The organism is Sphingomonas sp. jy18, assembly GCF_056931895.1.
The window spans coordinates 43,160-65,699 of the sequence record NZ_JBXPBT010000010.1 but is presented as its reverse complement, the minus strand read 5'-3'; the positions used below and the strand labels follow the sequence as shown (position 1 = coordinate 65,699).

The window sequence follows — 22,540 nt, the reverse complement described above, 5'->3', positions numbered from 1 at the left end:
ATGCTATACCGCGGCAGCCGGTTTGTCCTCAGCCAAGTTGGAGGGGTTCTGCGAAGCGGCGCAAAGGCGCAAGGAAGCTGCGCCAGGCCGCCAGGCCGCCAAGGACGCGCACAATCCGCGAAGCGGCTTCAGGCAAGCTCACCGCCTGCTTGGGGCAACCTGCATGATGGAAAGCCGCCTTTGGGCCATACACCCCTCTCTTGGTCTCTTGGCGGCTTGGCGCGAACCCGCCCAAGCCCATCCTCTCCCACACGCAGAAGAAGGTTCAGGTACCGAACATGTCCCGCAGTTTGCCGAAGAAGCCTTCGCTTTGCGGACATTCCTCGCCGGTCTCGGTCTCGCGGAACGCCTCGAGCAGTTCGCGCTGCTTGGCGGTCAGGCGCGTTGGCGTCTCCACCTCGACCTGAATCACCAGATCGCCGAAGCCGCGGCTGTTGAGCACCGGCATGCCGGCGCCGCGCTTGCGCAGCTGCTTGCCCGACTGGATGCCGGCCGGGATGCGGAATTCGTGATTCTCGCGGTCGAGCCCGGGCACGGTCAGCGTGCCGCCGAGCGCGGCGGTGGTGAAGCTGATCGGCACCTGCGCGAACAGGGTGGAGCCGTCACGCTGGAACACGCTGTGCTTCTTGACGTGCAGGAAGATGTAGAGGTCGCCCGGCGGGGTGCCGCGCGGTCCGGCCTCGCCTTCGCCCGACAGGCGGATGCGCGTGCCTTCGTCGACGCCGGCGGGGATGGCGACGGTCAGCGTCTTCTTGCGGTCGACGCGGCCTTCGCCATGGCAGGCGTTGCACGGATCGGTGATGATCTCACCAGCCCCATGGCAGGTCGGGCAGGTACGCTCGACCATGAAAAAGCCCTGCTGGGCGCGGACCTTGCCGTGGCCGGCGCAGGTGCGGCAGCGGGTCTTCGCGGTTCCGGGCTTGGCGCCGCTGCCCGAACAGGTTGTGCAGGACACCGCCACTTCGACGTCGATCTCGGCATTCTTCCCGTGGAAGGCCTCGTCGAGCGTGATTTCCATGTCGTAGCGCAGGTCGGCACCGCGCTGGGCCTGGCGTCTGCCCTGCGCGGCCCCGCCGAAGGCGCCGCCGAAGAAGCTTTCGAAGATGTCGCCGATGTCGGAAAAATCGCCGCCACCGAAACCGCCGGGCCCGCCGGCTCCGCCATTCTTGAAGGCGGCATGGCCGAACCGGTCGTATGCCGCCCGCTTCTGCGGGTCCTTCAGGCAATCATAGGCTTCGTTGATCGCCTTGAACTTTGCCTCGGAATCGGCGCAGCCGGGGTTCTTGTCCGGATGGTAGCGGATGGCGAGCTTGCGATAGGCGCTCTTCAGGGTGGCATCGTCCGCCCCGCGCTCGACCCCGAGCAACTCGTAGAAATCGACTTCAGCTTGCATGGGAAAGCCCTCTCCCCTTCAGGGGAGAGGGCTGGGAGAGGGGCAGTCACAGGGCCGACGCTCTCTCACTCCCCCTCTCCCCGGCCCTCTCCCCGGGCGGGGAGAGGGAGAAGGGTTACTTCTTGTCGTCTTCGACTTCGGAGAATTCGGCATCGACGACATCGTCGTCGGCCGGCTTTGCCGTGTCCTCGGCCGACGGAGCGGCTTCGGCATTCTGCTGCTGCTCGTAGATCGCCTGACCCAGCTTCATCGCCACCTGGCTCAGCGCCGAAGCCTTTTCCTTCATCGCGTCGGCATCGCCGCCGTCGATCGCGGTGCGGGTTTCGGCAATCGCGGCCTCGATTTCGCCCTTGAGCGTGGCATCGACCTTGTCGCCATGTTCGGCCAGCTGCCGCTCGGTGGTGTGCACCAGGCTTTCGGCATTGTTCTTGGCTTCGGCGGCCTCACGGCGCTTCTTGTCTTCCTCGGCGAACTTCTCGGCATCCTTGACCATCTGGTCGATGTCGGCGTCGGACAGACCGCCCGAGGCCTGGATGCGGATCTGCTGTTCCTTGCCGGTGCCCTTGTCCTTGGCGGAGACGTTGACGATGCCGTTGGCGTCGATATCGAAGGTCACCTCGATCTGCGGCACGCCGCGCGGCGCGGGCGGAATGCCGACCAGGTCGAACTGGCCGAGCAGCTTGTTGTCCGCGGCCATTTCGCGCTCGCCCTGGAAGACGCGGATCGTCACCGCCTGCTGATTGTCGTCAGCGGTCGAATAGGTCTGCGACTTCTTGGTCGGGATCGTGGTGTTACGGTCGATCATGCGGGTGAACACGCCGCCGAGCGTCTCGATGCCGAGGCTGAGCGGGGTCACGTCGAGCAGCAGCACGTCCTTGACGTCGCCCTGCAGCACGCCCGCCTGGATGGCGGCACCGATTGCCACCACTTCGTCGGGGTTGACGCCGGTGTGCGGTTCCTTGCCGAAGAAGCCCTTCACCACGTCGCGCACCTTGGGCATGCGGGTCATGCCGCCGACCAGAACGACTTCGTCGATCTGTGCGTTGGTAAGGCCGGCGTCCTTCATTGCCTTGCGGCATGGCTCCAGCGTGCGCTGGATCAGGTCATCGACCAGCTTCTCAAGGTCGGCGCGGGTCAGCGTCTCGACGAGGTGCAGCGGGGTGGTGCTGCCGCCCTCCATGCGCGCGGTGATGAACGGCAGGTTGATTTCGGTGGTCTGGGCAGACGACAGCTCGATCTTCGCCTTCTCAGCCGCTTCCTTCAGCCGCTGCAGCGCCAGCTTGTCGCCGCGCAGGTCCATCTGCTCCTTGGCCTTGAACTTGTCGGCCAGCCAATCGACCAGCTTGGTGTCGAAGTCTTCGCCGCCCAGGAAGGTATCGCCGTTGGTCGACTTCACTTCGAACACGCCGTCGCCGACTTCGAGGATCGAGATGTCGAAGGTGCCGCCGCCAAGGTCATAGACGGCGATGGTCTTGTTCTCATTCTTGTCGAGGCCATAGGCCAGCGCCGCTGCGGTCGGCTCGTTGATGATGCGCAGCACCTCAAGGCCGGCGATCTGGCCGGCGTCCTTGGTCGCCTGACGCTGGGCGTCGTTGAAGTAAGCCGGCACGGTGATCACCGCCTGCGACACCTTCTCGCCCAGATAGGCTTCGGCGGTTTCTTTCATCTTCTGCAGGATGAAGGCGGAAATCTGCGACGGGCTGTAATCCTCGCCACCGGCGGTTACCCACGCGTCGCCATTCTTGCCGCGCGCGATCTTGTAGGGGACGAGCTCCATGTCCTTCTTGGTCATCGGGTCGTCGTGGCGGCGGCCGATCAGGCGCTTGACCGCATAGATGGTATTGTCCGGGTTGGTCACCGCCTGGCGCTTGGCCGGCTGGCCGATCAGGCGCTCGCCGTCCTTGGTGAAGGCGACCACCGACGGGGTGGTCCGCGCGCCTTCCGCATTTTCGATGACCTTGGGGCTGCCGCCCTCCATCACAGCGACACAGCTGTTGGTGGTGCCCAGATCGATACCGATGACTTTTGCCATATAGCCCTCTAACGCCTTCACTTGGTTACAAAAGCGGGGGCGAGCCGTCCTTCGCCAAGGCTGGCGTGTCGGCGCATCCCCCCGATGCTTGCTGCGCATATAGGAAGGCATTTCGGCCCGACAAGCGGTTGGCAGGCCAGCCGCAACGCATTAGATGCACGCGACGCGCAACGATGTTGCGCACGCCCGTCCGGTGAAAGGTCCCCGTCATGCTGCGTTCCGCCCTGCTTCTCTCCGCCACTGCCCTGGCGCTTGCCGCATGCGGCGCGGCCGACCCTGCGGCGACCGAGGAGCGGGTGGCGACTGCAAAGGCCGGCGTCGGCAATGGCGAGGTGCAGATCGTCGACCCGTCGGTGAAGCTGAACCCCAACCCCGCCGCGCCGTCCGCGGCCTACTTCACGGTCAAGGGCGGCGAAGTCGCGACAACCCTCACCGGTGTGCAGAGCGCGGATATCGAGCGGGCCGAACTGCATGAATCGCGCATGGACGATGGCGTGATGCAGATGAAATCGGTGGCCGACGTCGATGTGCCCGCAGGCGGCGAAGTCCGTTTCCGCCAGGGCGGCCTCCACGTGATGCTATTCGGCCTGACCGACGCCGCGCGCGCGGCGGGCAAGGTAACGCTGACCATCTCCTTCGCCGACGGCTCTACCCGCGATGTCGAGGCGCCGCTGCTGTCCGCGACCGCTGCGGCTGCCGACGAGCACAGCGGCCACGCCGGTCACTGATCGACCCCCATGCACGCTCGCCCGCTGACCGCCGAGGAACGCCGCCTCGCCGAAGGGGTGTTCGGCACGGCTATCGATTATGACGCGGTCGAGGTGCGCAACCGCAAATGGGCCTTCTTCCAGCCGCGCCGCACGGTGATGGCGCCGATGGGCCATCTCCACTTCAATCCGGCCGGCGATCTTTACTGCGATGATTTCTGCCGCCAGCCGCTCGACCGGCAGGGCCTGTTCATCCACGAAATGGTACATGTCTGGCAGGCGCAGACGCTGGGTCGCTGGTATCTGGTGCTGCGGCGGCACCCGCTGTGCCGCTACGATTATGCGCTCAGGCCGGGCTGGCCGCTCCACCGCTACGGCATCGAGCAGCAGGCAGAAATCGTCCGGCATTATTTCCTGCTGTCGAAGGGGCAACCGGTCGCCGGCGCCCCGCCGATCGACGCCTATCGCGCGATCCTGCCATTCTTTCATTAGCTTTGGCTGCGAGCCAGCGTGATTACGCGCTGGGGTTGCCCGCCAATCGCCGGAACTTCCTCGCCGCGTCAGCGGTTCTCCCTGCACGACAACCGGCAGAGGATGCCTGCGACCATGGCCATGCACTATGCGCGATCCACGCCTGCGATGGACGCGCCCACCCGGCGGAGTGATCCGCACGCAAGCGATTATCTCAACGACATTTTCCAGCAACGCCTGGCGCGCTGGAACCGACGACGTCTCGAGCCGACCGTGCCTTCCGCAGACTGGCAGGCGCTGTTTACCAGCGACATGCGCATGCTCCACGCCGAGCGCAGCTTCATCGAGGCGCTGCGCGACGAGGTGCGAGACGAAGCCGCGTCCGTCCCCACCGACGTCGACGGCTTCATCGCCTGGTTCGAGGCGCTGGAGCAGTCCGGCCCGGGCCAGCATGACCTGCTGTTCGGTTGGCTCGCCGATACGGCCAGTCGAGACGATCTGCGCTGGTATCTCGAACAGGAAGCTGCCGGAGAAGCCGGCTTCGACGATCTGGTGGCGATGACCCAGGTCAAGCTGCCGCCGCTGCCCAAGCTGGAACTCGCGCGCAACTATTGGGACGAGATGGGCAAGGGCAATATCAAGGGCATGCACGGTCCGATGCTCGACAAGCTGGTCGACATTCTGGAGCTGCGCCCGGATATTCGCCGCACCTGCTGGCAGAGCCTGGCGCTCGCCAACGCAATGACCGCGATGGCCAGCATTCGCAGCTATGCCTGGCACAGCGTCGGCGCGCTCGGCGTGGTCGAGCTCACCGCACCGGACCGCTCGGCGCATGTCGCGCGCGGCCTGCGGCGCATCGGCCTGTCCCCCAAGCAGAGCGTCTATTTCGATCTCCACGCGGTGCTCGACGTCAAGCATAGCGAGGACTGGAACCGCGAGGCGCTGCGTCCCGCCATCGCCGAGGAGCCCGCGCGCGCGACGGCAATCGCGGAAGGCGCGTTGATCCGCCTGCGCGCGGGTGCCCGCTGCTTCGAACGCTACCGCAGCCATTTCGGTCTCGGCTGATCGCCGCATTGCCCCTGATCGGCGGGCATGGCATGACCTCCGGGCAGCGCCTGGGGGGAGACCATATATGTCCGACGTCATCGACCGTTTCCGATCGTCCACCTGGGGCTGGTTGCGCGGTACGCTGCTGGGCTGGCTGACCCTGCTGCTGTGTCTGGTCGGCGTCGGCCTGCTGATCGTGCTGGTGGTCTGGATCCGCAACCTGCAGGTCACCTACGAGCTGACGGCGGACCGGCTGATCCTGCGCAAGGGCATATTCGTCAAGAGCATCGACGAGATCGAACTCTATCGCGTCAAGGACGTGCGTCTCGATTTCACCCTGGTCAACCAATGGGCCGGCATCGGCACCATCACGATCGATTCCAGCGATGAGACGACCCGCGGCGCGCCACTGGTCATGCCCCACATCGACGCCGCCCAGCCGCGCCGCGAACAGTTGCGCGCGCTCGTCGAAGCCGCACGCCAGAAGCGGCGGGTGCGCGAAGTCGATCTGGGCGAAGGTGTGATGTGAGGGATTGGTGCAGGACCAATCCGTTCGTTTAGATCAACCCGCCTTTGCCACCCCGACCAGCGCCGGGCGCAGCAGGCGATCCTTGATCATGTAACCGGGCTGGATTTCCTGCACGATGGTGCCGGGTGCGGCATCGTCGGTGGGCACTTCCATCATCGCCTGATGGACGTTGGGGTCGAGCGGCTGGCCCAGCGATTCGACGCGGCGGATGCCGTTGCGTTCGAACACCGCGGACAGCTCGCGCCCGGTCGCTTCGAGGCCGACGATCAGGCCCTTCCAGGCGTCGTCCTCGCGCGCGCTGGCCGGAATCAGTTCGAGCGCGCGGCCGATATTGTCGGCGACGGAGAGGATGTCGCGCGCGAACTTGGTCGCGGAATAGGCGTGCGCGTCGGCGACTTCCTTCTCGGCGCGGCGGCGGACATTCTGCACATCGGCCTTGGCGTAGAGCACATCCTGCTGCGCGGCGGCGAGCTGTTCTTCCAGTTCGGCGATGCGCGCGGCGCTGGCAGCAGCGGCCTCGGCAGCAGCGGTCTCGGCCTCGCCGGCAGCCTCGCGGGCGGCGTCTTCGGCGATGCGGTCGGCTTCGGTCTGGGGCGTCTCGGCTTCGGTCACTGTGCTTGCTTCTCTCGTCTCTTGTCTCGTCTCAGCGCATCAGCCGGGAGAGCGTCTGCGCCGTGAAATCAACCATGGGCACGATCCGCGCATAGTTCAACCGCGTCGGCCCGATCACGCCGACCACGCCGACCACCCGCCCGTCGGCACCCCGCCAGGGCGCGGCGATGACGGAGGATCCGGACAGCGCGAACAGCTTGTTCTCCGCTCCGATGAAGATGCGCGTCGCCGCGCCTTCTCCGGCGGAGGCCAGCAGATGGGCGATATCCTGCTTGGTTTCAAGCTCGTCGAGCAACTGCCGCACCCGTTCGATATCGCCCGCCGCGCTCTCGTCGATGAGATTGGCCTGCCCGCGCACAATCAATACCGGCCGTTCGCTGCCATCGGCGCTCCACACGGCAAGCCCGCGCTCGACCAGCCGCTGCGCGGTGCGATCCATGGCAATCTTGTGATTGGCGATGTCGCTGCGCAGCCGCGCCTGCGCCTCGGCCAGCGTCAGGCCGGACAAGGCGGCGCTGATGTAATTGCCCGCCTCGGCCAGCGCCCCCGGCGGCAGCCCGCGCGGCACATCGATGACGCGGTTTTCGATGCTGCCGTCCGCGGCCACCAGCACCACCAGCGCCTGTCGGTCATTGAGCGGCACGAACGCGACCTGTTTCAGCACCCGCTCCTGCCCCGGCACCATGACCAGACCGGCGCAGGCGGAGAGGCCGGAGAGGGCAGCGGTGGCATTGGCAAGCGCGGTCTCGACCGGGCCGGCAATGCCCGATGACAGGCTCGCCTCGATCTGCGCGCGGTCTTCGGGTGAGGGCTCGGCCACCTGCATCATCCCGTCGACGAACAGGCGCAGCCCCTGTTCGGTGGGCACCCGCCCCGCACTGGTGTGCGGCGCGGCGAGCAGGCCCGCTTCCTCCAGATCCTGCATGACGTTGCGGATCGAGGCGGGGGAGAGATTGAGGCTGGTGCGGCGGGAGAGGGTGCGCGATCCCACCGGCTGCCCGTCCGCCAGATAGGCCTCGACCACCAGCTGGAAGATCGAGCGCGCACGATCGCCGAGGTCGGTTGGGGGCGGTGGCGGTGTCATGGTGCCGGTGGGGGCGCGTCGCTCTGCTGCCACCCCTCTATCCGCTCGCCGAGCGGTGCCATCACCTCGAAGAAGTCGGTCGGCACCCCGCCGCAATTGTCTGAAAAGCTGGCGACCTGCGTGGTATCGCCCTCCTGCCAGGTCAGGCGGAAGGCCATCACCCCGTCTGCCGAGATCGTGCATCCGGGTGCCGCGCCGGCCAAAGCACGGTAGCGGGCAAGATGCTCGACCGCCCAGCGGAAATCGCCCTCGGGTGCCCGCAGCAGGATCCGCTCCTCGCCCCGGCCACCGCCGTCGCTGGGCAGGTTGCGCAGCACCGCCTCACCCGTGCCGTCGGCGTTGAGCGTCCAGCTGACCTGCTCCTCCCCGGCGACCAGCATGCCGAAGCCGATGCGCGACGGTTGGCTCGCGGCGTCGGTTTGCGCGGCGACGGGCGATGCGATCGCCAACAGTGCAGCGGCTAGGCGGACAAGCGTCATGAAGCGCCATGTAAACTGCCGTCGGATTTGCTCAAGAGGCAAGGGCTGCCAGCATCGCGCGCTGGCATCTTGGCATTGCCGCCGCTATCGGCCCTTGCAGTCAGCCAAAGGAGACAGACCCATGCGCCCATCGGGCCGCGCCGCAGACGCCATGCGCACCATCACCGTCGAGACGAACTTCACCCGCCATGCCGAAGGCAGCGTGCTGATCGGCTTCGGCGACACCAAGGTGCTGGTCACCGCCTCGGTCGAGGACAAGGTGCCGCCCTTCCTGCGCGGCAAGGGGCAGGGCTGGGTCACGGCCGAATATGGCATGCTGCCGCGCGCGACGCATACGCGGGGCAGCCGGGAGGCGGCCAAGGGCAAGCAGTCGGGCCGGACCCAGGAAATCCAGCGGCTTATCGGCCGTTCCTTGCGCGCGGTGACCGACCTCAAGAAACTGGGCGAGCGCCAGATCGTGCTCGATTGCGACGTCATCCAGGCCGACGGCGGCACGCGCACCGCGTCGATCTCCGGCGCGTGGATCGCGCTCCGCCTCGCCATCGACGGGCTGATCGAGAAGAAGCTGATCGCCGACGATCCCATCACCAGCCAGGTCGCGGGCATCAGCTGCGGCATCTTTCAGGGCACGCCGGTGCTCGACCTCGACTATGACGAGGACAGCAATGCCGAGGCCGACGCCAATTTCGTTCTGCTCGGCGACGGGCGGCTCGCGGAAGTGCAGGCCACGGCGGAAGGCGCGCCCTATGACGAGGAAGCGCTGCTGCGGTTGTTGCGGCTGGCGCGGATCGGCTGCGATGAAATCTTCGCGGCGCAGCGGAAGGCAACGGGAAGGTAAGACGTGGCGCGCAAACTGACCCCGGGCAAACTGGTCCTCGCCAGCCACAACAAGGGCAAGCTGCGCGAAATCGGCGCGCTGGTCGCGCCCTATGGCATGGAGGCGATCAGCGCCGCCGATCTCGGCCTGCCCGAGCCGGAGGAAACCGGCACGACCTTCGCCGAAAACGCGCTGATCAAGGCGCGCAGCGCGGCAACAAGCGGGTTCGTCGCGTTGTCCGACGACAGCGGGCTGGAAGTCGCCGCGCTGGGCGGGCGGCCGGGGGTCTATACCGCCGACTGGGCGGAGCGGCAGTGGTTCGAGGGCGAACCGGGTCGCGACTGGTATATGGCGATGGGCAAGGTCGAGGGGATGCTCGCCGCGCTCGGCCCCGATGTCGACCGCTCGGCGTGCTTCGTCTGCACGCTGGCGCTGGTCTGGCCCGATGGCGAGGAACTGGTGGTCGAGGGCAGGGCGCATGGATCGCTGACCTGGCCCCCGCGCGGTACGCTTGGCTTCGGCTATGATCCGGTGTTCGTGCCGACCGGCAGCGACCTGACCTATGCCGAGATCGATCCGGCGGAGAAACATGCGATCAGTCACCGGGCGGATGCGTTCGCCAAGCTGGTGGCGGCGGTTTTTTGACGGCCGGATGAGGTTCAATTGCCGTCATTGCGAGCGCAGCGAAGCAATCCAGGGTGGTCCTGCGCGACTCTGGATTGCTTCGCTACGCTCGCAATGACGTTTGTGTTCGAGGTGAGCGTTTGACCAGATCATTGCTCTCAGACGCACCCACCCCCACCCCATCCCTTGGAAGGGAGGGGCTTCAGGGTCTCGCTCTCTACATTCACTGGCCATTCTGCGTCAGCAAATGCCCCTATTGCGATTTCAACAGCCATGTTCGCGATGGCGTTGATCAGGCGGCGTGGCGCGCGGCACTGCTGGCGGATATGGCGCATGAGGCGCGGGTCACGACAGGCAGACGCGTCTCCTCGATCTTCTTCGGCGGCGGCACGCCCAGCCTGATGCCGCCCGCCACCGTCGATGCGCTGATTGCCGAGGCGGACCGGCTCTGGGGCCTCGCGCCGGACTGCGAGATCACGCTGGAGGCTAATCCCACTTCGGTGGAGGTCGCCAACTTTGCGGCGCTCGCCAGCGCCGGGGTCAGCCGCGTCTCCATCGGAATACAGGCACTTGACGCGCAAACCCTGCAGTTTCTGGGAAGAGCGCACAGTGTCGACGAAGGCCTGCGTGCCATCGCCACCGCGCAGGGACACTTCGCCCGCGTCAGCTTCGATCTGATCACCGCCCGCCCCGGCCAGTCGCTCGCTGCGTGGCAGGCGGAACTGGCGCGCGCGCTTGCCTTCGGCACCGGCCATCTCTCGCTCTACCAGCTCACCATAGAGCCCGGCACCCGCTTCGAGACATTGTATCGCAAGGGCGAACTGCACCTGCCCGACGAGGATCTCGCGGCCGATCTGTTCGCCGCCACCCGGGCGCAGATGGCAGCCGCCGGCCTTCCCGCCTATGAGACGAGCAACCACGCCCGCCCGGGCGAGGAAAGCCGGCATAACCTCACCTATTGGCGCTATGGCGATTATGTCGGCATCGGCCCCGGCGCGCACGGCCGGCGCAATGGCGTCGCCACGGAGCGGCACCGCAAGCCGGAAAACTGGCTCGCCGCGGTCGAAGCGAGCGGCCACGGCATCAAGGCCGAACGCCCGCTCACCCCGCGCACGCGTGCCACCGAAGCCCTGCTGATGGGCCTGCGGCTGGCCGAGGGCATCGATCTCGACGATATCGCCGCCCGCACCGGCGTCGGGGCGACGTCGCTGGTCGACCCGGTTTCAGCCGAACGGCTCGCCGCGCTCGGCCTGCTGCGCCGCGATGGCGCGCGCCTGATAGTCACCGAAAGCGGAGCACCGCTGCTCGATGCGATCATCGCGCAACTGGTCATCGCCTGAGAGGCTTGACTCAATCCCCATTTGCGGCGCGACTGCGCTGCCAAGCGAAGGAGAGACGCGCATGCCGCTGGAAATCGCCCGCATCCCGGTGCTGTCCGACAATTATGTCTGGCTGGCGCATGATCCGGCCAGCAAAGAGACCGCGGTGATCGACCCGGCGGTCGCCGAGCCGGTGCTTGCCGCCGCGGCCGAGCGCGGCTGGACGATCAGCCAGATCTGGAACACGCACTGGCACCCCGATCACACCGGCGGCAACGCGGCGATAAAGGCGGCGACCGGCTGCATCATCACTGGCCCGGCAGCCGAGGCGGAACGCATCCCCACGCTCGACCGGCAGGTGGGGGAGGGCGACAGGGTTCATCTCGGTGCAAACGTGGCCGATGTCATCGCCGTGCCGGCCCACACCGCCGGCCACATCGCCTATCATCTGGCCGAATCCGCCGTCGCCTTCGTCGGCGACACGCTGTTCGCCATGGGCTGCGGCCGCTTGTTCGAAGGCACGGCGGAGCAGATGTACGCCAACATGGCGCGACTCGCCGCGCTGCCTGACGATACCGCCATCTATTGTGCGCACGAATATACGCTCTCCAACGCGCGCTGGGCGGTGACGGCGGAGCCGGACAATGCCGCGCTCGCCGCCCGCCATGACCAGGTGGTGGCACTGCGCGCGGCGGGCACGCCCACCGTCCCCACCAGCATTGCGCTGGAAAAAGCCACCAATCCCTTTATGCGCGCGCATTCGGCTGCGCATCTGGCGGAACTTCGCGCTGCCAAGGACGCTTTCCGTTGAAATGATGAACCGCCGTTCATCGTGCGTTTTGCCTGGATGGCGGATAGTATCGCAATATCCCAACAGTGGAGGTCGTCATGGTCCGTAAATCCACCCTCGCCGTCGCCCTTGTCGCTCCGCTCCTGCTCGCTGCCTGCGCGGCGGGTGAACGGACGGCGGAGCCTGAACAGCTGACCCCGGATCAGCTCGCGCTGCTCGACCGCCATCTCGGCGGCAAGGTGGCGGGAGAGCCGGTAAGCTGCATCCCGGTCGCACGCGGCTCGCTGGAAACCATCCGCGTGTCCGACAATGTGCTGCTTTACCGGGCGTCGGGTCGTCTGGTGTACAAGAACGAGCTGCGCAGCTCCTGCCCCGGTCTGGCGCGGGACAATGACATCATCGTCAGCCGCCAGTTCGGCAATGGCCCGTGCCGTGGCGACATCATCCGCCTCGTCGATCGCAGCAGCGGCATCAGCGGCCCGAGCTGCGCACTGGGAGAATTCGTCCCCTATCGGACGCCGGCAGGGCAGTAGAGTCCGTCGTAAGGTTTTGCCGCAGCAATCGGCTCCGACAAGCCCAGGGTGGTCGGGTCGTTTCAGGGAAGTGACCCGACAGCGGTGTGCACTGCACTACCGCAACCACCCCTCGTCGCCCCGTGCTTGACACGGGGCAGGGCTTTATCTGGCGCCCTTGCCAAAGCAGCCAGGCCCCGCATCACGTGCGGGGCGACAGCGGCAGCGATGCGGATTCAGCTCCGGGGGACTATGTCCTCATGCTCTGAAACCGACAAAATTTGCCCGACTGCCCTAGCCCCGGTACATCGCCCCGATCTTGTCGGCATAGACGGTGTTGAGCACGTGCCGGCGGATCTTCATGCTCGGCGTCATCTGCTCATTCTCGATGGTGAAGGGTTCGTCGGCGAAGTCGAACTTGCGGACCTTTTCGATCACCGACAGATCCTTGTTGACCCGGTCGATGGCGGCGCGGACGGCTGAGCGGAAGCTCTCATGCTGCTTGAGCAGGGCCATGTCGGTGGGCAGGCCGGCGGCCTTGGCCCATTCCATCGCCCATTCAGGGTCGGGCACGACGATGCCGACCAGATTGGGCCGCTTGTCGCCATGCACCATCGCCTGCAGGATTTCGGGCTGCAGCGTCAGCATGCCTTCCACCCGCTGCGGCGAGACATTGTCGCCCTTGTCGTTGACGATGATGTCCTTCTTGCGGTCGGTGATCTTGATCCGGCCCTTGGCGTCGATCTCGCCGATGTCGCCGGTGTGCAGCCATCCGTCCTTCAGGACGCGCGCGGTTTCCGCCTCATTGTTCCAATAGCCGTGCATCACCAGCTCGCCGCGGACTAGGATTTCGCCATCCTCGGCAATGCGCACCTCGGTGTTCTTGAGCGGCGGGCCGACGGTGTCCATCTTCAGGCCGGCGCGCGGGCGATTGCAGCTGATGATCGGGCCGCTCTCGGTCTGGCCATAGCCCTGCAGCAGCGTCAGGCCGATCGAGTGGAAGAAGATGCCGATGTCCGGGTTGAGCGGCGCACCGCCCGACACCAGCGCCTTCATCCGCCCGCCGAAGCGCGCGCGGATCTTGGGGCGGAACAGCTTGTCGACCGCGACGCCGACCGGCTTGTCCCACAGCGGCACGCTTCCGGCATAATCCTTGGCGCCGATGCGCAGCGCCTGGCGCAGCAAGAAATTGGGCAGCTTGCCCTGTTTCTCCACCGCTTTCAGCATCCGTGCGCGGATCACCTCGAACAGGCGGGGGACCACGACCATGATCGTCGGGCTGGTCTCCTCGATGTTCGAAACCAGCTTCTCCAGCCCTTCGGAATAATAGATTTGCGCGCCCATCGCGATCGGCAGGAACTGGCCGCCGGTATGCTCATAGGCGTGGCTCAGCGGCAGGAAGGACAGGAACACCTCGTTGTCGATGCCGAAATCCTCGTCGACGATCGCCGCTGCGCCTTCGACATTGTGCAGGATTGCGCCATGGTGCTGGCGTACGCCGCGCGGGGCGCCGCCGGTGCCCGAAGTGTAGATCAGGCACGCCAGATCGTCGCGGGTGACGCTGGCCGCGCGCTCGCGCACCGCCGCCACCTTGTCCGCACCGCCCTTGATCTGGTCGGCCCAGTCGAGCACGCGCACGTCGCTCTGCTGCGCCATCTTCATGTCTTCCATGACGATGACGAACTCGACCTGCGCCCGCAGCGCCGCCGGCATCACCGCGCGCGCCAGCTTGGCAGTGGAAACGATCACGCCGCGCGCGCCACTGTTGTCGAGGATATGCTGGTGGTCGCGCTCGGTGTTGGTGGTGTAGGTCGGCACCGTCACGCAACCGGCGGCCATGACGCCGAAATCGGCGATCAGGAATTCGGGCCGGTTTTCGGACACCAGCACCACCCGGTCGCCCTTGGCCAGCCCCAGTCCGAGCAAGGCGGAGGACAGCGCCGCGACCTGCTCGCCCACGTCGCGCCAGCTCTGGCTGACCCAGCTTCGCTCGGCCTTGTGCCACAGAAAGGGCCGTTCGCCGCCCTCGTCGACGCGGGTGTAGAACATCGAGACGAGGTTCGGAAAACCGTCGATCTGCGCTGGTTTGGTCATGACTCTCTCTGTCTTTTCCCGGGGAGGGAAATGGCCCTGTCCGGACGTCTTCCGGAATCTTGGGCGCCTATGTGGTCGTTTTGCTATTCGACTGCAACCGCCCCGACGCTGCGCGGGTCGGCGGTGCCCGTCCAGCTCCCATCGGCCTCGCGCTCGGCGGCGTTGAGCTTGGAGCCGAGCTCGCCCGACAGCGTCGGACGGCCGAACTGCGCAAGCTGGGTCGCCAGCGTCGCCCCCAGCGGCGTGTTCTCGATGATCGTGCCGTCGCCCGCCATATAGATGTTGGGGAGGGCAACCGCCTCCTCGACCGGCAGGCCGAAATCGAGCACCCCGACCAGCGTCTTCAGCACATGCATGATGATGCGCGGTCCCCCGGCAGAACCGACCGCGAGGATCGGCGCGCCATCGGGGCCATAGACGATGGTGGGTGACATCGACGAGCGCGGGCGCTTGCCGCCCTCCACCCGGTTGGCCACCGGCGCGCCGTCCCGCTCGGGTGCCAGGCTGAAATCGGTCAGCTCGTTGTTGAGGATCATCCCGCCCGCGACCAGCTGGCTGCCGAAAATGCCTTCGACGGTGGATGTCATGCTGGCGACATTGCCGGCGCGGTCGACGGCGACGAAATGGCTGGTCGACGGTACTTCGCCGGCGACTGCGGTGGTGCGGGGTGCCGCACCCGGCGGCGTGCCCGCACTCACCCGCTCGGCCGCGCGGAACGGCGAGATCAGCCGCGCACGATCCCTCAGATAGCTTTCGTCGATCAGCCCGGAGACCGGCACCTCGACCACGTCGGGGTCGGCGACATAGGTGTCGCGGTCGGCATAGGCCAGCCGCATCGCCTCGCTGATCAGGTGCCAGCTCATCGGATTGTCCTTGCCCATCGCGTGCAGGTCGAATCCCTCGAGCATGCCGAGGATGCCGAACACGGTGGTCGCGCCGGAAGAGGGCGGGCCCATGCCGCAGACGCGATAGACGCGATAGGCAAAGCACACCGGCGCGCGATCCGCGCTGCGATAGGCGGCAAGGTCGGCCAGCGTCATGTCGCCCGGATTGCGCGGCGCGGTGCGCACCGCCTGCACGATCGCGCGCGCGGTGGCCCCGGTGTAGAACGCGTCGGGCCCGCGCGTGGCAATGCCGCGCAGCGTCGCCGCCAGGGCCGGATTGCGCAGCGTCTCGCCTGCGCGCGCCGGGCGCCCGTCGATGAAGAACAGCGCGCGCGTCTGCGGAAAATCGGTCCAGCGCTCGTCGCTGCCGGTCAGCGCCGCGGCCAGCCAAGGGCTTACCTCATAGCCTTCGTCGGCCAGCCGGATGGCGGGGGCGAACAATTGCGCCCAGCTCACCCGGCCATAGCGGCGATGCACTTCGGCAGCGAGGCGGATGTTGCCCGGCACGCCGACCGAGCGCCCGCCCGGCACCGCATCGCGCATGCCCAGCGGCCGCCCGTCGGGGCCCAGGAAGCGGTCGGGCGTCGCGGCTGCGGGCGCTTCCTCGCGCCCGTCGATGGTGATGATCTCGCCCGAGGCTGCGTCATGATAGACAAAGAAACCGCCACCGCCGATGCCGCTCGACTGCGGCTCGACCACGGTCAGCGCCAGCATCGTCGCCATCGCCGCATCGGCAGCGCTGCCGCCCAGCGCCAGCATTTCGCGCCCGGCCGCAGAAGCGCGGCCATCGGCGGAAGAGACCAGCGCCGCACCGCTCGCGGTCCGCGTCGGCGGGCTGGCTGCAGCCACGGTGGGGGCGGTGTTGTCTTGGGCCAGCAGCGGGGCGGGCAGCATCAGGCCAAGGGCGAGCGCGGGTAGGAGCAGATGTCTCATGCCCACGACCCTAGCCGTTACGCCTTGCGCGTCAACGCCCGGATGCGCACCCGCAATGCCTGTCCGGCCCACCAGCCAGCGCTGCCAACCCTTCGTCCAGCAATTGCATGGTGCCGGATGACAATTGCACCCGCCACAATCGCGCGAGCGCCTCGGTCGACACCGGCGCTGCGTTGCTGCCGATCAGGTCGTGAAACGCGGTGAACTCGCATTCCTCGCGCCATATGTCCTCGAGGATGCGGATGCAGCGGAAGCGCGGGTCTTCGCGTACCCGTTCCAGTACCTCGTCGACCGCGTCGCCGGTGCCCTCGATGCAATGCAGGAAGCCGCGCCGATCATAGGCCAATATGCCGCCGATACCGTTGAGCAGGTTGAACCCGCGCGCTTCGAACATCAGGCTCCTGACTTCGTCGAGCGACAGGTCGGCAGGCGCGTGGCTGATATGAATGAGCTGCCGGGTCGGCAATGCTCCAAGGCGCGGTCTGGAATGGGGGAGCGTCAAAAGCGTCATCCTTCAGAGCAGATGATTTGACATTGAAGCACTATCCCACCCCCGCGGCGTGTAGGAATGACACTCGGACGGGCGATGCCGAAGACATCTCCTTCCAGCGGCATTGCCAAGCAGATCAGGCCTTCTACGCGGCGGGCCGCCGGTGCCACATAACCTTTGTTACGCAGCAGCGATAAAGCTCCGTCCGCGCGCGTGCGCCGTCGCCGACACCGTGTCTGCGGAACCGCCGCTCTTTTGCCTCGTTTCGCGCGCGTGGGGATCGTCCCTGCGCAACATGCAGGGGAGGATGATGATAACACGGGATTTTCTGGCCGGCCGCGTGCGCCACGGTCTGGCAGAGGAAGAACTCGCCGCCCTCGATGCGATGATCAGCGGTGAGAGCGTGCTCGCCCCTGGAGAGGCGATCGTCCGGCGCGGGCAGCGCATCGACACCAGCACCTATCTCATCGACGGCTTCGTCATCCGATCGGTGCTGGACAGCGAGGGCGGACGGCAGATCCTCGGCTTGCATGTGCCGGGCGATTTTCTCGATCTGCACGCCTTCCCCATGAAGCGGCTCGATCATGAAGTGACCGCCATCAGCGAAGCGCGGATCGCGCTGGTTCCCCACCATGGACTTCGCGAGACACTGGAGCAGCGACCACATCTCACCCGCATCCTGTGGTATTCGACGCTGCTCGACGCGGCGATGCATCGCGAATGGATCTTTCGCCTCGGCCGGCTCGATGCACTGGGCCGCGTCTGTCATTTCCTGTGCGAAACGGAGATGCGTCTGCGGTTCGTCGGCCGGTCGGACGGCGTGCGCTTCCCCATACCCTTGTCGCAGCGCGAAATCGCCGAAGTATGCGGCATAACCGCGGTCCATATGAGCCGTACCATGACGACGCTGCGGCGGCTTGATCTGGTGCGCTTCGAAGGCGGGGACGCAATCATCGTCGATCACCCCAAGCTCGCTGAAATCGCCGAGTTCGATGGCGATTATCTCTACGGACGCGAAGGCCGCCTGTTCGACGACCGCTACGACGATTGAGCGGATGCAACTTTTTTGGGCGACCCTGCGTAACCGCAGCGCAGCCGCTGGCGAATGGATCAACGAGCCGCCGATGCGGCACCCCGATTACCGCCAGAGGGAAATTCTTCATGTCGTTCACCCATGCCCGCATCGCGCTCGGCGCGCTGGTCGCGACCATCGCCATCACCCCGCTCGCCGAAGCACCGGCCTTCGCACAGCAGCAGCAGGTGCGCGCCATTCCCTTCACCCAGGCCGCCTTCGATGCCGCCCGCGCCGCCGGCAAGCCGATCCTCGTTGAAGTCTATGCCCCCTGGTGCCCGGTATGCCGCGCCCAGCAGGCGCCGCTGGTCGCCGCCCAGAATGATCCGGCCAACGCCGATCTGGTCGTCTTTCGCATCGATTTCGACAGCCAGCGCGCCGAACAGCGCCCGTTGCGCGTCACCCGCCAGTCGACGCTGATTGCCTTCCGCGGCAATCGCGAAACCGGCCGGTTGATCGGCGATACCAATCGCGCGGCCATTGCCCGGCTGGTTGCCAGCACCCGCGGCTGACGATTTCCCCTACCGCCCGGACCATGCGCACTCCCTGCGCTCGTCCCCCCTTACGAACGGTCCGGGCGGACCCCACTCCCAAAGCTGATACAGGGCGCCGCCGATGGACCTGCTCACCCTTGGCGCGGCTTTTCTGGCCGGCGTCCTCACCATCCTCTCGCCCTGCATCCTGCCGATCCTGCCGATCGTGCTCGGCACCGCCAGCAACGAACATCGCCTCGGGCCTGTCGCGCTGGCGCTCGGCCTCTCCACCGGCTTCGCCGCGCTTGGCCTGTTCATTGCCACCATCGGCTTTTCGCTCGGGCTCAACCCGGATCTGTTCCGCACCAGCTCGGCGGTGCTGCTGATCGGTTTTGGCGCACTGCTGCTGATCCCTGCGGCACAGCGGCAGATGCAGGCCGCGCTCGCCCCCATCGGCAACTGGGCCAACCGCCGCACCAGCGGCGTGCGCGGCGGCGGCTTTGCCGGCCAGTTCGGGCTCGGCCTGCTGCTCGGTGCGGTGTGGAGCCCGTGCGTCGGCCCGACGCTGGGCGCGGCGACCCTGCTCGCCAGCCAGGGCGAGGCACTGGGGCAGGCGGGCCTCGTCATGCTGCTGTTCGGCGTCGGCATTTCGATCCCGCTGCTCGCCATCGGTCTGGCCGGACGGCAGATGCTGGCCCGGCTGCGCGGCGGGCTGGGCTCGGCAGCCAGCACCGGCAAGCTGCTGCTCGGCGGCGGCATGCTGGTCGCCGGCCTGCTGGTGCTGACCGGCTTGGACAAGGCCACCGAAATCTGGTTCCTCGATCATGGGCCCGCCTGGGCGACGGAATGGTCGACCCGCTTCTGAGCGCATTGCCAAATTCCGGCGTACCGGCCATGCGGCGGCCGTGTCTTTCCTCACCCGCATCATCCCTGACCGCTTCATCTGGATACTGATCGCCACCATTATGCTCGCCAGCCTGCTGCCGGTGCGCGGCGGGCAGGTGGCGGTGGCCAATCTCGTCTCCTCGGGCGCGGTGTTCCTCATCTTCCTGCTGCACGGCATCCGCCTGCCGCGCGACGAGGTGCTTGCCGGGCTGCGCAACTGGCGGGTGCAGGGGGCCATCGCGCTGTTCGTGTTCGGCGTCATGACGCTGGCCGGTCTCGGCCTTGCCCGGCTGACCGACGGCTGGCTGCCGCCGCTGGTCGCGCTCGGCTTTCTCTATGCCGGAGTGCTGCCCACCACGGTGCAGTCGGCGACCACCTACACCAGCCTCGCGCGCGGGGCGGTCGCGGTCAGCGTCATCGCCTCGGCGCTGATCAATCTTGCCGCGATCATCGTCTCGCCCGCGCTGTTCGCACTGCTGGCCGGACGTGATGGCGGAGTCAGCCTGTCGGGGGATCTGGCCATACGCATCGCGCTGATCCTGCTGCTGCCGTTCATCGTCGGCCAGCTGGTGCAGCGCTGGGCGCGGCCGTGGGTGCTGCGGCACCCCTCCGGCGTCAAGCTGATGGATCAGGGGGCGATCGCCATTGCCGTCTATGTCGCCTTCAGCGCGGCGGTGGTCGATGGCATCTGGAGCAAATTGTCGGGCGGCGACTTCGCGCTACTCGGCGCCGGCGTCGCGCTGATGCTGGTGGCGGGTTTCGGCGGCGCCTGGCTGCTCGGCGGCGCGCTCAGGCTGGCGCAGCCGGAGCGCGCGGCGGTGCTGTTTGCCGGCGCGCACAAGAGTATCGCCGTCGGCGCGCCGCTCGCCGCGTTGCTGTTCCCGGCCAACGCCGCCGGCATGGTACTGCTGCCGATCCTCGTCTACCACCTCGCCCAGCTCATCGTCTCCGCCTGGATCGCCCCGGCACTGGCCAAATCAGCTCCTCCCCGGAACGGGGAGGGGGACCATCCGCAGGATGGTGGAGGGGCCGGAGCAACACAAGGCGACCCCGGCTGACAAGCGCATAGCCCGCCGCCGTCGCCACGGCACTGGCGGCGCGTGCCTGACGCGCCCATTGCGCACACCCGCTGCCTTATCTATATAACACACTGTTTCCCCCTTGCGGGAAGGCGCATCTGACCCCACTCTTCGCAATGGATGGGGCATGAAGGATTTGAGCGGGCCATGAGTGAGACGCAAACCAAGACCGAGACGCTCGATGCACCGGCCATCGTGCTGGAGCCGCCGGCGCCGGTGCCGCAGGTCGCGCCGGACAAGGCAGCGGGCCTCGTCAGCATCTCCAGCGAGCAGCGCAGCAAGCTCGACGAGCGGGTCGACGGCTTCATCGAAGACCTGATCTCGACTGACGCCAACAGCCCGGAATTCGGCCAGAAGATCGACCAGATCACCAACATGGGCCGCGCCGAAATCGCGGCGGCGGTGGCGCACAGCAACCGCTTCCTCGATCGCCCGGTCAGGGCGATGAACAATGATTCCAACGTCGGCGCCGATCTCGCCGCGCTGCGCCGCACGGTCGAGGATCTCGATCCATCGAAGCAGGGCGCGACCTCGAAGAAGAAACTGTTCGGGCTGATCCCGTTCGGCGGATCGCTGCGCAACTATTTCGACAGCTACCAGTCGGCGCAGACCCACATCAGCGAAATCCTGCGCCGTCTCGCCAACGGCAAGACCGAACTGCTCAAGGATAATGGCGATATCGATATCGAGCGCCAGAATCTGTGGGCGGCGATGGGCCGGCTCGAGCAGATGGTGCATGTCGCCAAGACGCTCGACGAGCGGCTCGAAGCCAAGGCCAATGAGCTCGACGCGACCGATCCTGAAAAGGCCAAGGCGATCCGCGAAAGCGCGCTCTTCTATGTGCGGCAGCGCAGCCAGGACATTCTGACCCAGCTCGCCGTCAGCGTGCAGGGCTATCTCGCGCTCGATCTGGTCAAGAAGAATAATGTAGAGCTGATCAAGGGCGTCGATCGCGCCAGCACCACCACCGTCGGCGCGCTGCGCACCGCGGTGACGGTGGCGCAGGCGATGAACAACCAGCGTCTGGTGCTCGATCAGATCACCGCGCTCAACACCACCACTGCCAACATCATCGATGGCACCGGCAAGATGCTCAAGGACAATACCGCGCGCATCCATGAACAGGCCGCCGCCTCGACCATCCCGATGGAAACGCTGCAGCGCGCCTTCCAGAACATCTATGACACGATGGATGCGGTCGATGTGTTCAAGCTGAAGGCGCTCGACAGCATGAAGACGACCATCAACACGCTGACCGTCGAGGTGGAAAAGTCGCGCGGCTATATCGCGCGCGCCGAGGGCCAGGCCCAGGCGCAGGCGCAATTGACCAGCAAGGACAGCCCGTTCGCGGCGCTGGAGGGTTAGGCACGCCGCCATGACCTCCGATCTCCCCTCCGGTCCCACCACCGTCGACACCGCGAACCGCGAGGCAGCGCTCAGCATCAACCGCTCGCGCCAGCGGCGCAGCGGCCAGCCGATGCAGGGCATCCCGCCCGCGCTCGGCCATGTCGCGCGCCGGGCGATGCGGCGCGGCAAGCGCTTCGTGCTGTTCGCGCTGGCCGGGATCGTCGCGCTGTTCCTGTCCGCCGGCATCCTCGGTGCCGTCATTGACGGCATCGGTTTCTTCGGCGTGCTGGCTGTGTTCCTCGCCATCCCGCTGGTGCTGATGATGGCCTTCCTGTTCAGCCGGGAAAAGGAAGTGCGGGCCGACACCATCGTCCAGGCCAGCCTGCCGCAGCTTGCCGATCGCACCATCGGCTGGATCGACCAGCAACGCCGCGCGCTGCCCGCGCCCGCGATGACGCTGGCAGACGACATCGGCCGCAAGATCGCCGCGCTGCAGCCGCAGCTCGCCACGCTCGATGCCAACGCGCCCGAAGCGCACGAATTGCGCCGCCTGGTGGGTGAGGAGCTGCCGCATCTGGTCGAAGGCTACAAGCGCGTCCCCGTCACCATGCGGCGCGAGGAGCGCAACGGCCGCGTCGCGGAGCGCGAGCTGATCGAAGGCATGCAGCTGCTCGACGAGGAAATCGGCGGCCTCGCGCGCCATATCGCCAGCACCGACATGGACCGCCTGTCGAGCCACAAACGCTATCTCGAGCTGCGCTACAAGGGCGACGAAGCCTGATCGCTCCAACGCCGACCCTCCGGCGCAGCATCGCGGTATCCATTCCCCCGCCGTGGCCGGGGCGGACCGTGCGGCCAGGTTGCACC

Annotated in this window: 23 protein-coding genes; 15 read left to right on the top strand and 8 right to left on the bottom strand. The window is 66.8% G+C overall.

The features are described 5' to 3' along the window. Positions 1-265: 265 nt before the first annotated feature. Together dnaJ and dnaK are read right to left on the bottom strand one after the other, a co-directional pair. On the bottom strand, positions 266-1,393 hold the full coding sequence (gene dnaJ / locus AC0QC4_RS16285; protein WP_483661165.1) for a molecular chaperone DnaJ: 1,128 nt from the start codon (positions 1,391-1,393) through the stop codon (positions 266-268). A 115-nt stretch (positions 1,394-1,508) separates the two neighbouring features. Next, positions 1,509-3,425 carry a molecular chaperone DnaK gene (gene dnaK, locus AC0QC4_RS16280; protein ID WP_483661164.1) on the bottom strand — a complete coding sequence of 639 codons (1,917 nt, stop codon included), beginning with the start codon at positions 3,423-3,425 and terminating at the stop codon, positions 1,509-1,511. 209 nt (positions 3,426-3,634) lie between these two features. Here dnaK and AC0QC4_RS16275 point away from each other — a divergent pair, with 209 nt between their 5' ends. The 4 genes from AC0QC4_RS16275 (at position 3,635) to AC0QC4_RS16260 (ending at position 6,179) form a co-directional block, all read left to right on the top strand. Continuing rightward, a complete protein-coding gene (locus tag AC0QC4_RS16275) occupies positions 3,635-4,153 on the top strand; it encodes a copper chaperone PCu(A)C (RefSeq protein WP_483661163.1) in 519 nt (172 codons plus the stop codon). 9 nt (positions 4,154-4,162) lie between these two features. Continuing rightward, positions 4,163-4,624, top strand: a complete 462-nt coding sequence (locus tag AC0QC4_RS16270) for a vgr related protein (protein WP_483661162.1) — start codon at positions 4,163-4,165, stop codon at positions 4,622-4,624. A 147-nt stretch (positions 4,625-4,771) separates the two neighbouring features. After that, positions 4,772-5,668 (top strand): iron-containing redox enzyme family protein, encoded by an 897-nt coding sequence (locus AC0QC4_RS16265; RefSeq protein ID WP_483661161.1) that lies wholly within the window; start codon positions 4,772-4,774, stop codon positions 5,666-5,668. A 67-nt stretch (positions 5,669-5,735) separates the two neighbouring features. Continuing rightward, on the top strand, positions 5,736-6,179 hold the full coding sequence (locus AC0QC4_RS16260) for a PH domain-containing protein (protein ID WP_483661160.1): 444 nt from the start codon (positions 5,736-5,738) through the stop codon (positions 6,177-6,179). Positions 6,180-6,212: 33 nt separating this feature from the next. Here AC0QC4_RS16260 and grpE read toward each other — a convergent pair whose 3' ends face one another. Genes grpE through AC0QC4_RS16245 form a run of 3 tightly spaced genes read right to left on the bottom strand, consistent with a single transcriptional unit; the run spans position 6,213 to position 8,354 of the window. Beyond that, complete coding sequence (grpE, locus tag AC0QC4_RS16255) at positions 6,213-6,791, bottom strand: nucleotide exchange factor GrpE (protein ID WP_483661159.1); 579 nt, start codon at positions 6,789-6,791, stop codon at positions 6,213-6,215. Positions 6,792-6,822: 31 nt separating this feature from the next. Next, positions 6,823-7,875, bottom strand: a complete 1,053-nt coding sequence (gene hrcA / locus AC0QC4_RS16250) for a heat-inducible transcriptional repressor HrcA (protein ID WP_483661158.1) — start codon at positions 7,873-7,875, stop codon at positions 6,823-6,825. Then, complete coding sequence (locus tag AC0QC4_RS16245) at positions 7,872-8,354, bottom strand: hypothetical protein (protein WP_483661157.1); 483 nt, start codon at positions 8,352-8,354, stop codon at positions 7,872-7,874. Before AC0QC4_RS16245 ends, hrcA begins: the two co-directional genes overlap by 4 nt. Positions 8,355-8,475: 121 nt before the next feature. Between AC0QC4_RS16245 and rph the strand changes: the two genes are divergently transcribed. From rph to AC0QC4_RS16220, 5 genes are all read left to right on the top strand, one after another. Then, complete coding sequence (gene rph / locus AC0QC4_RS16240) at positions 8,476-9,192, top strand: ribonuclease PH (protein WP_483661156.1); 717 nt, start codon at positions 8,476-8,478, stop codon at positions 9,190-9,192. Positions 9,193-9,195: 3 nt separating this feature from the next. Continuing rightward, entirely contained in the window at positions 9,196-9,816 is a 621-nt protein-coding gene (gene rdgB, locus AC0QC4_RS16235) for an RdgB/HAM1 family non-canonical purine NTP pyrophosphatase (protein ID WP_483661155.1), read from the top strand. A gap of 131 nt (positions 9,817-9,947) precedes the next feature. After that, positions 9,948-11,135 carry a radical SAM family heme chaperone HemW gene (gene hemW, locus AC0QC4_RS16230; protein WP_483661171.1) on the top strand — a complete coding sequence of 396 codons (1,188 nt, stop codon included), beginning with the start codon at positions 9,948-9,950 and terminating at the stop codon, positions 11,133-11,135. Between the two features lie 61 nt (positions 11,136-11,196). Next, on the top strand, positions 11,197-11,925 hold the full coding sequence (gene gloB, locus AC0QC4_RS16225; protein WP_483661154.1) for a hydroxyacylglutathione hydrolase: 729 nt from the start codon (positions 11,197-11,199) through the stop codon (positions 11,923-11,925). 77 nt (positions 11,926-12,002) lie between these two features. Beyond that, positions 12,003-12,437: a DUF6491 family protein gene (locus AC0QC4_RS16220; protein WP_483661153.1), complete on the top strand. Its 435-nt coding sequence runs from the start codon at positions 12,003-12,005 to the stop codon at positions 12,435-12,437. Between the two features lie 273 nt (positions 12,438-12,710). Here AC0QC4_RS16220 and AC0QC4_RS16215 read toward each other — a convergent pair whose 3' ends face one another. The 3 genes from AC0QC4_RS16215 to AC0QC4_RS16205 form a co-directional block, all read right to left on the bottom strand. Then, positions 12,711-14,510: an AMP-dependent synthetase/ligase gene (locus AC0QC4_RS16215; RefSeq protein WP_483661152.1), complete on the bottom strand. Its 1,800-nt coding sequence runs from the start codon at positions 14,508-14,510 to the stop codon at positions 12,711-12,713. Between the two features lie 83 nt (positions 14,511-14,593). Continuing rightward, complete coding sequence (ggt, locus tag AC0QC4_RS16210) at positions 14,594-16,327, bottom strand: gamma-glutamyltransferase (protein WP_483661151.1); 1,734 nt, start codon at positions 16,325-16,327, stop codon at positions 14,594-14,596. A 31-nt stretch (positions 16,328-16,358) separates the two neighbouring features. Next, a complete protein-coding gene (locus AC0QC4_RS16205; protein WP_483661150.1) occupies positions 16,359-16,793 on the bottom strand; it encodes a BLUF domain-containing protein in 435 nt (144 codons plus the stop codon). 331 nt (positions 16,794-17,124) lie between these two features. On the opposite strand from AC0QC4_RS16205, the gene AC0QC4_RS16200 reads away from it, so the two are divergent. From AC0QC4_RS16200 to AC0QC4_RS16175, 6 genes are all read left to right on the top strand, one after another. After that, complete coding sequence (locus tag AC0QC4_RS16200; RefSeq protein ID WP_483661149.1) at positions 17,125-17,868, top strand: Crp/Fnr family transcriptional regulator; 744 nt, start codon at positions 17,125-17,127, stop codon at positions 17,866-17,868. A 110-nt stretch (positions 17,869-17,978) separates the two neighbouring features. Further along, positions 17,979-18,401: a thioredoxin family protein gene (locus AC0QC4_RS16195; RefSeq protein WP_483661148.1), complete on the top strand. Its 423-nt coding sequence runs from the start codon at positions 17,979-17,981 to the stop codon at positions 18,399-18,401. Positions 18,402-18,504: 103 nt separating this feature from the next. Then, positions 18,505-19,227, top strand: coding sequence for a cytochrome c biogenesis CcdA family protein (locus AC0QC4_RS16190; protein ID WP_483661147.1), 723 nt, complete (start codon positions 18,505-18,507; stop codon positions 19,225-19,227). A gap of 40 nt (positions 19,228-19,267) precedes the next feature. Next, positions 19,268-20,305 carry a bile acid:sodium symporter family protein gene (locus tag AC0QC4_RS16185; protein WP_483661146.1) on the top strand — a complete coding sequence of 346 codons (1,038 nt, stop codon included), beginning with the start codon at positions 19,268-19,270 and terminating at the stop codon, positions 20,303-20,305. 168 nt (positions 20,306-20,473) lie between these two features. Further along, entirely contained in the window at positions 20,474-21,691 is a 1,218-nt protein-coding gene (locus tag AC0QC4_RS16180; RefSeq protein WP_483661145.1) for a toxic anion resistance protein, read from the top strand. Positions 21,692-21,701: 10 nt separating this feature from the next. Continuing rightward, positions 21,702-22,454 (top strand): GtrA domain-containing protein, encoded by a 753-nt coding sequence (locus AC0QC4_RS16175; protein WP_483661144.1) that lies wholly within the window; start codon positions 21,702-21,704, stop codon positions 22,452-22,454. Positions 22,455-22,540: the final 86 nt, after the last annotated feature.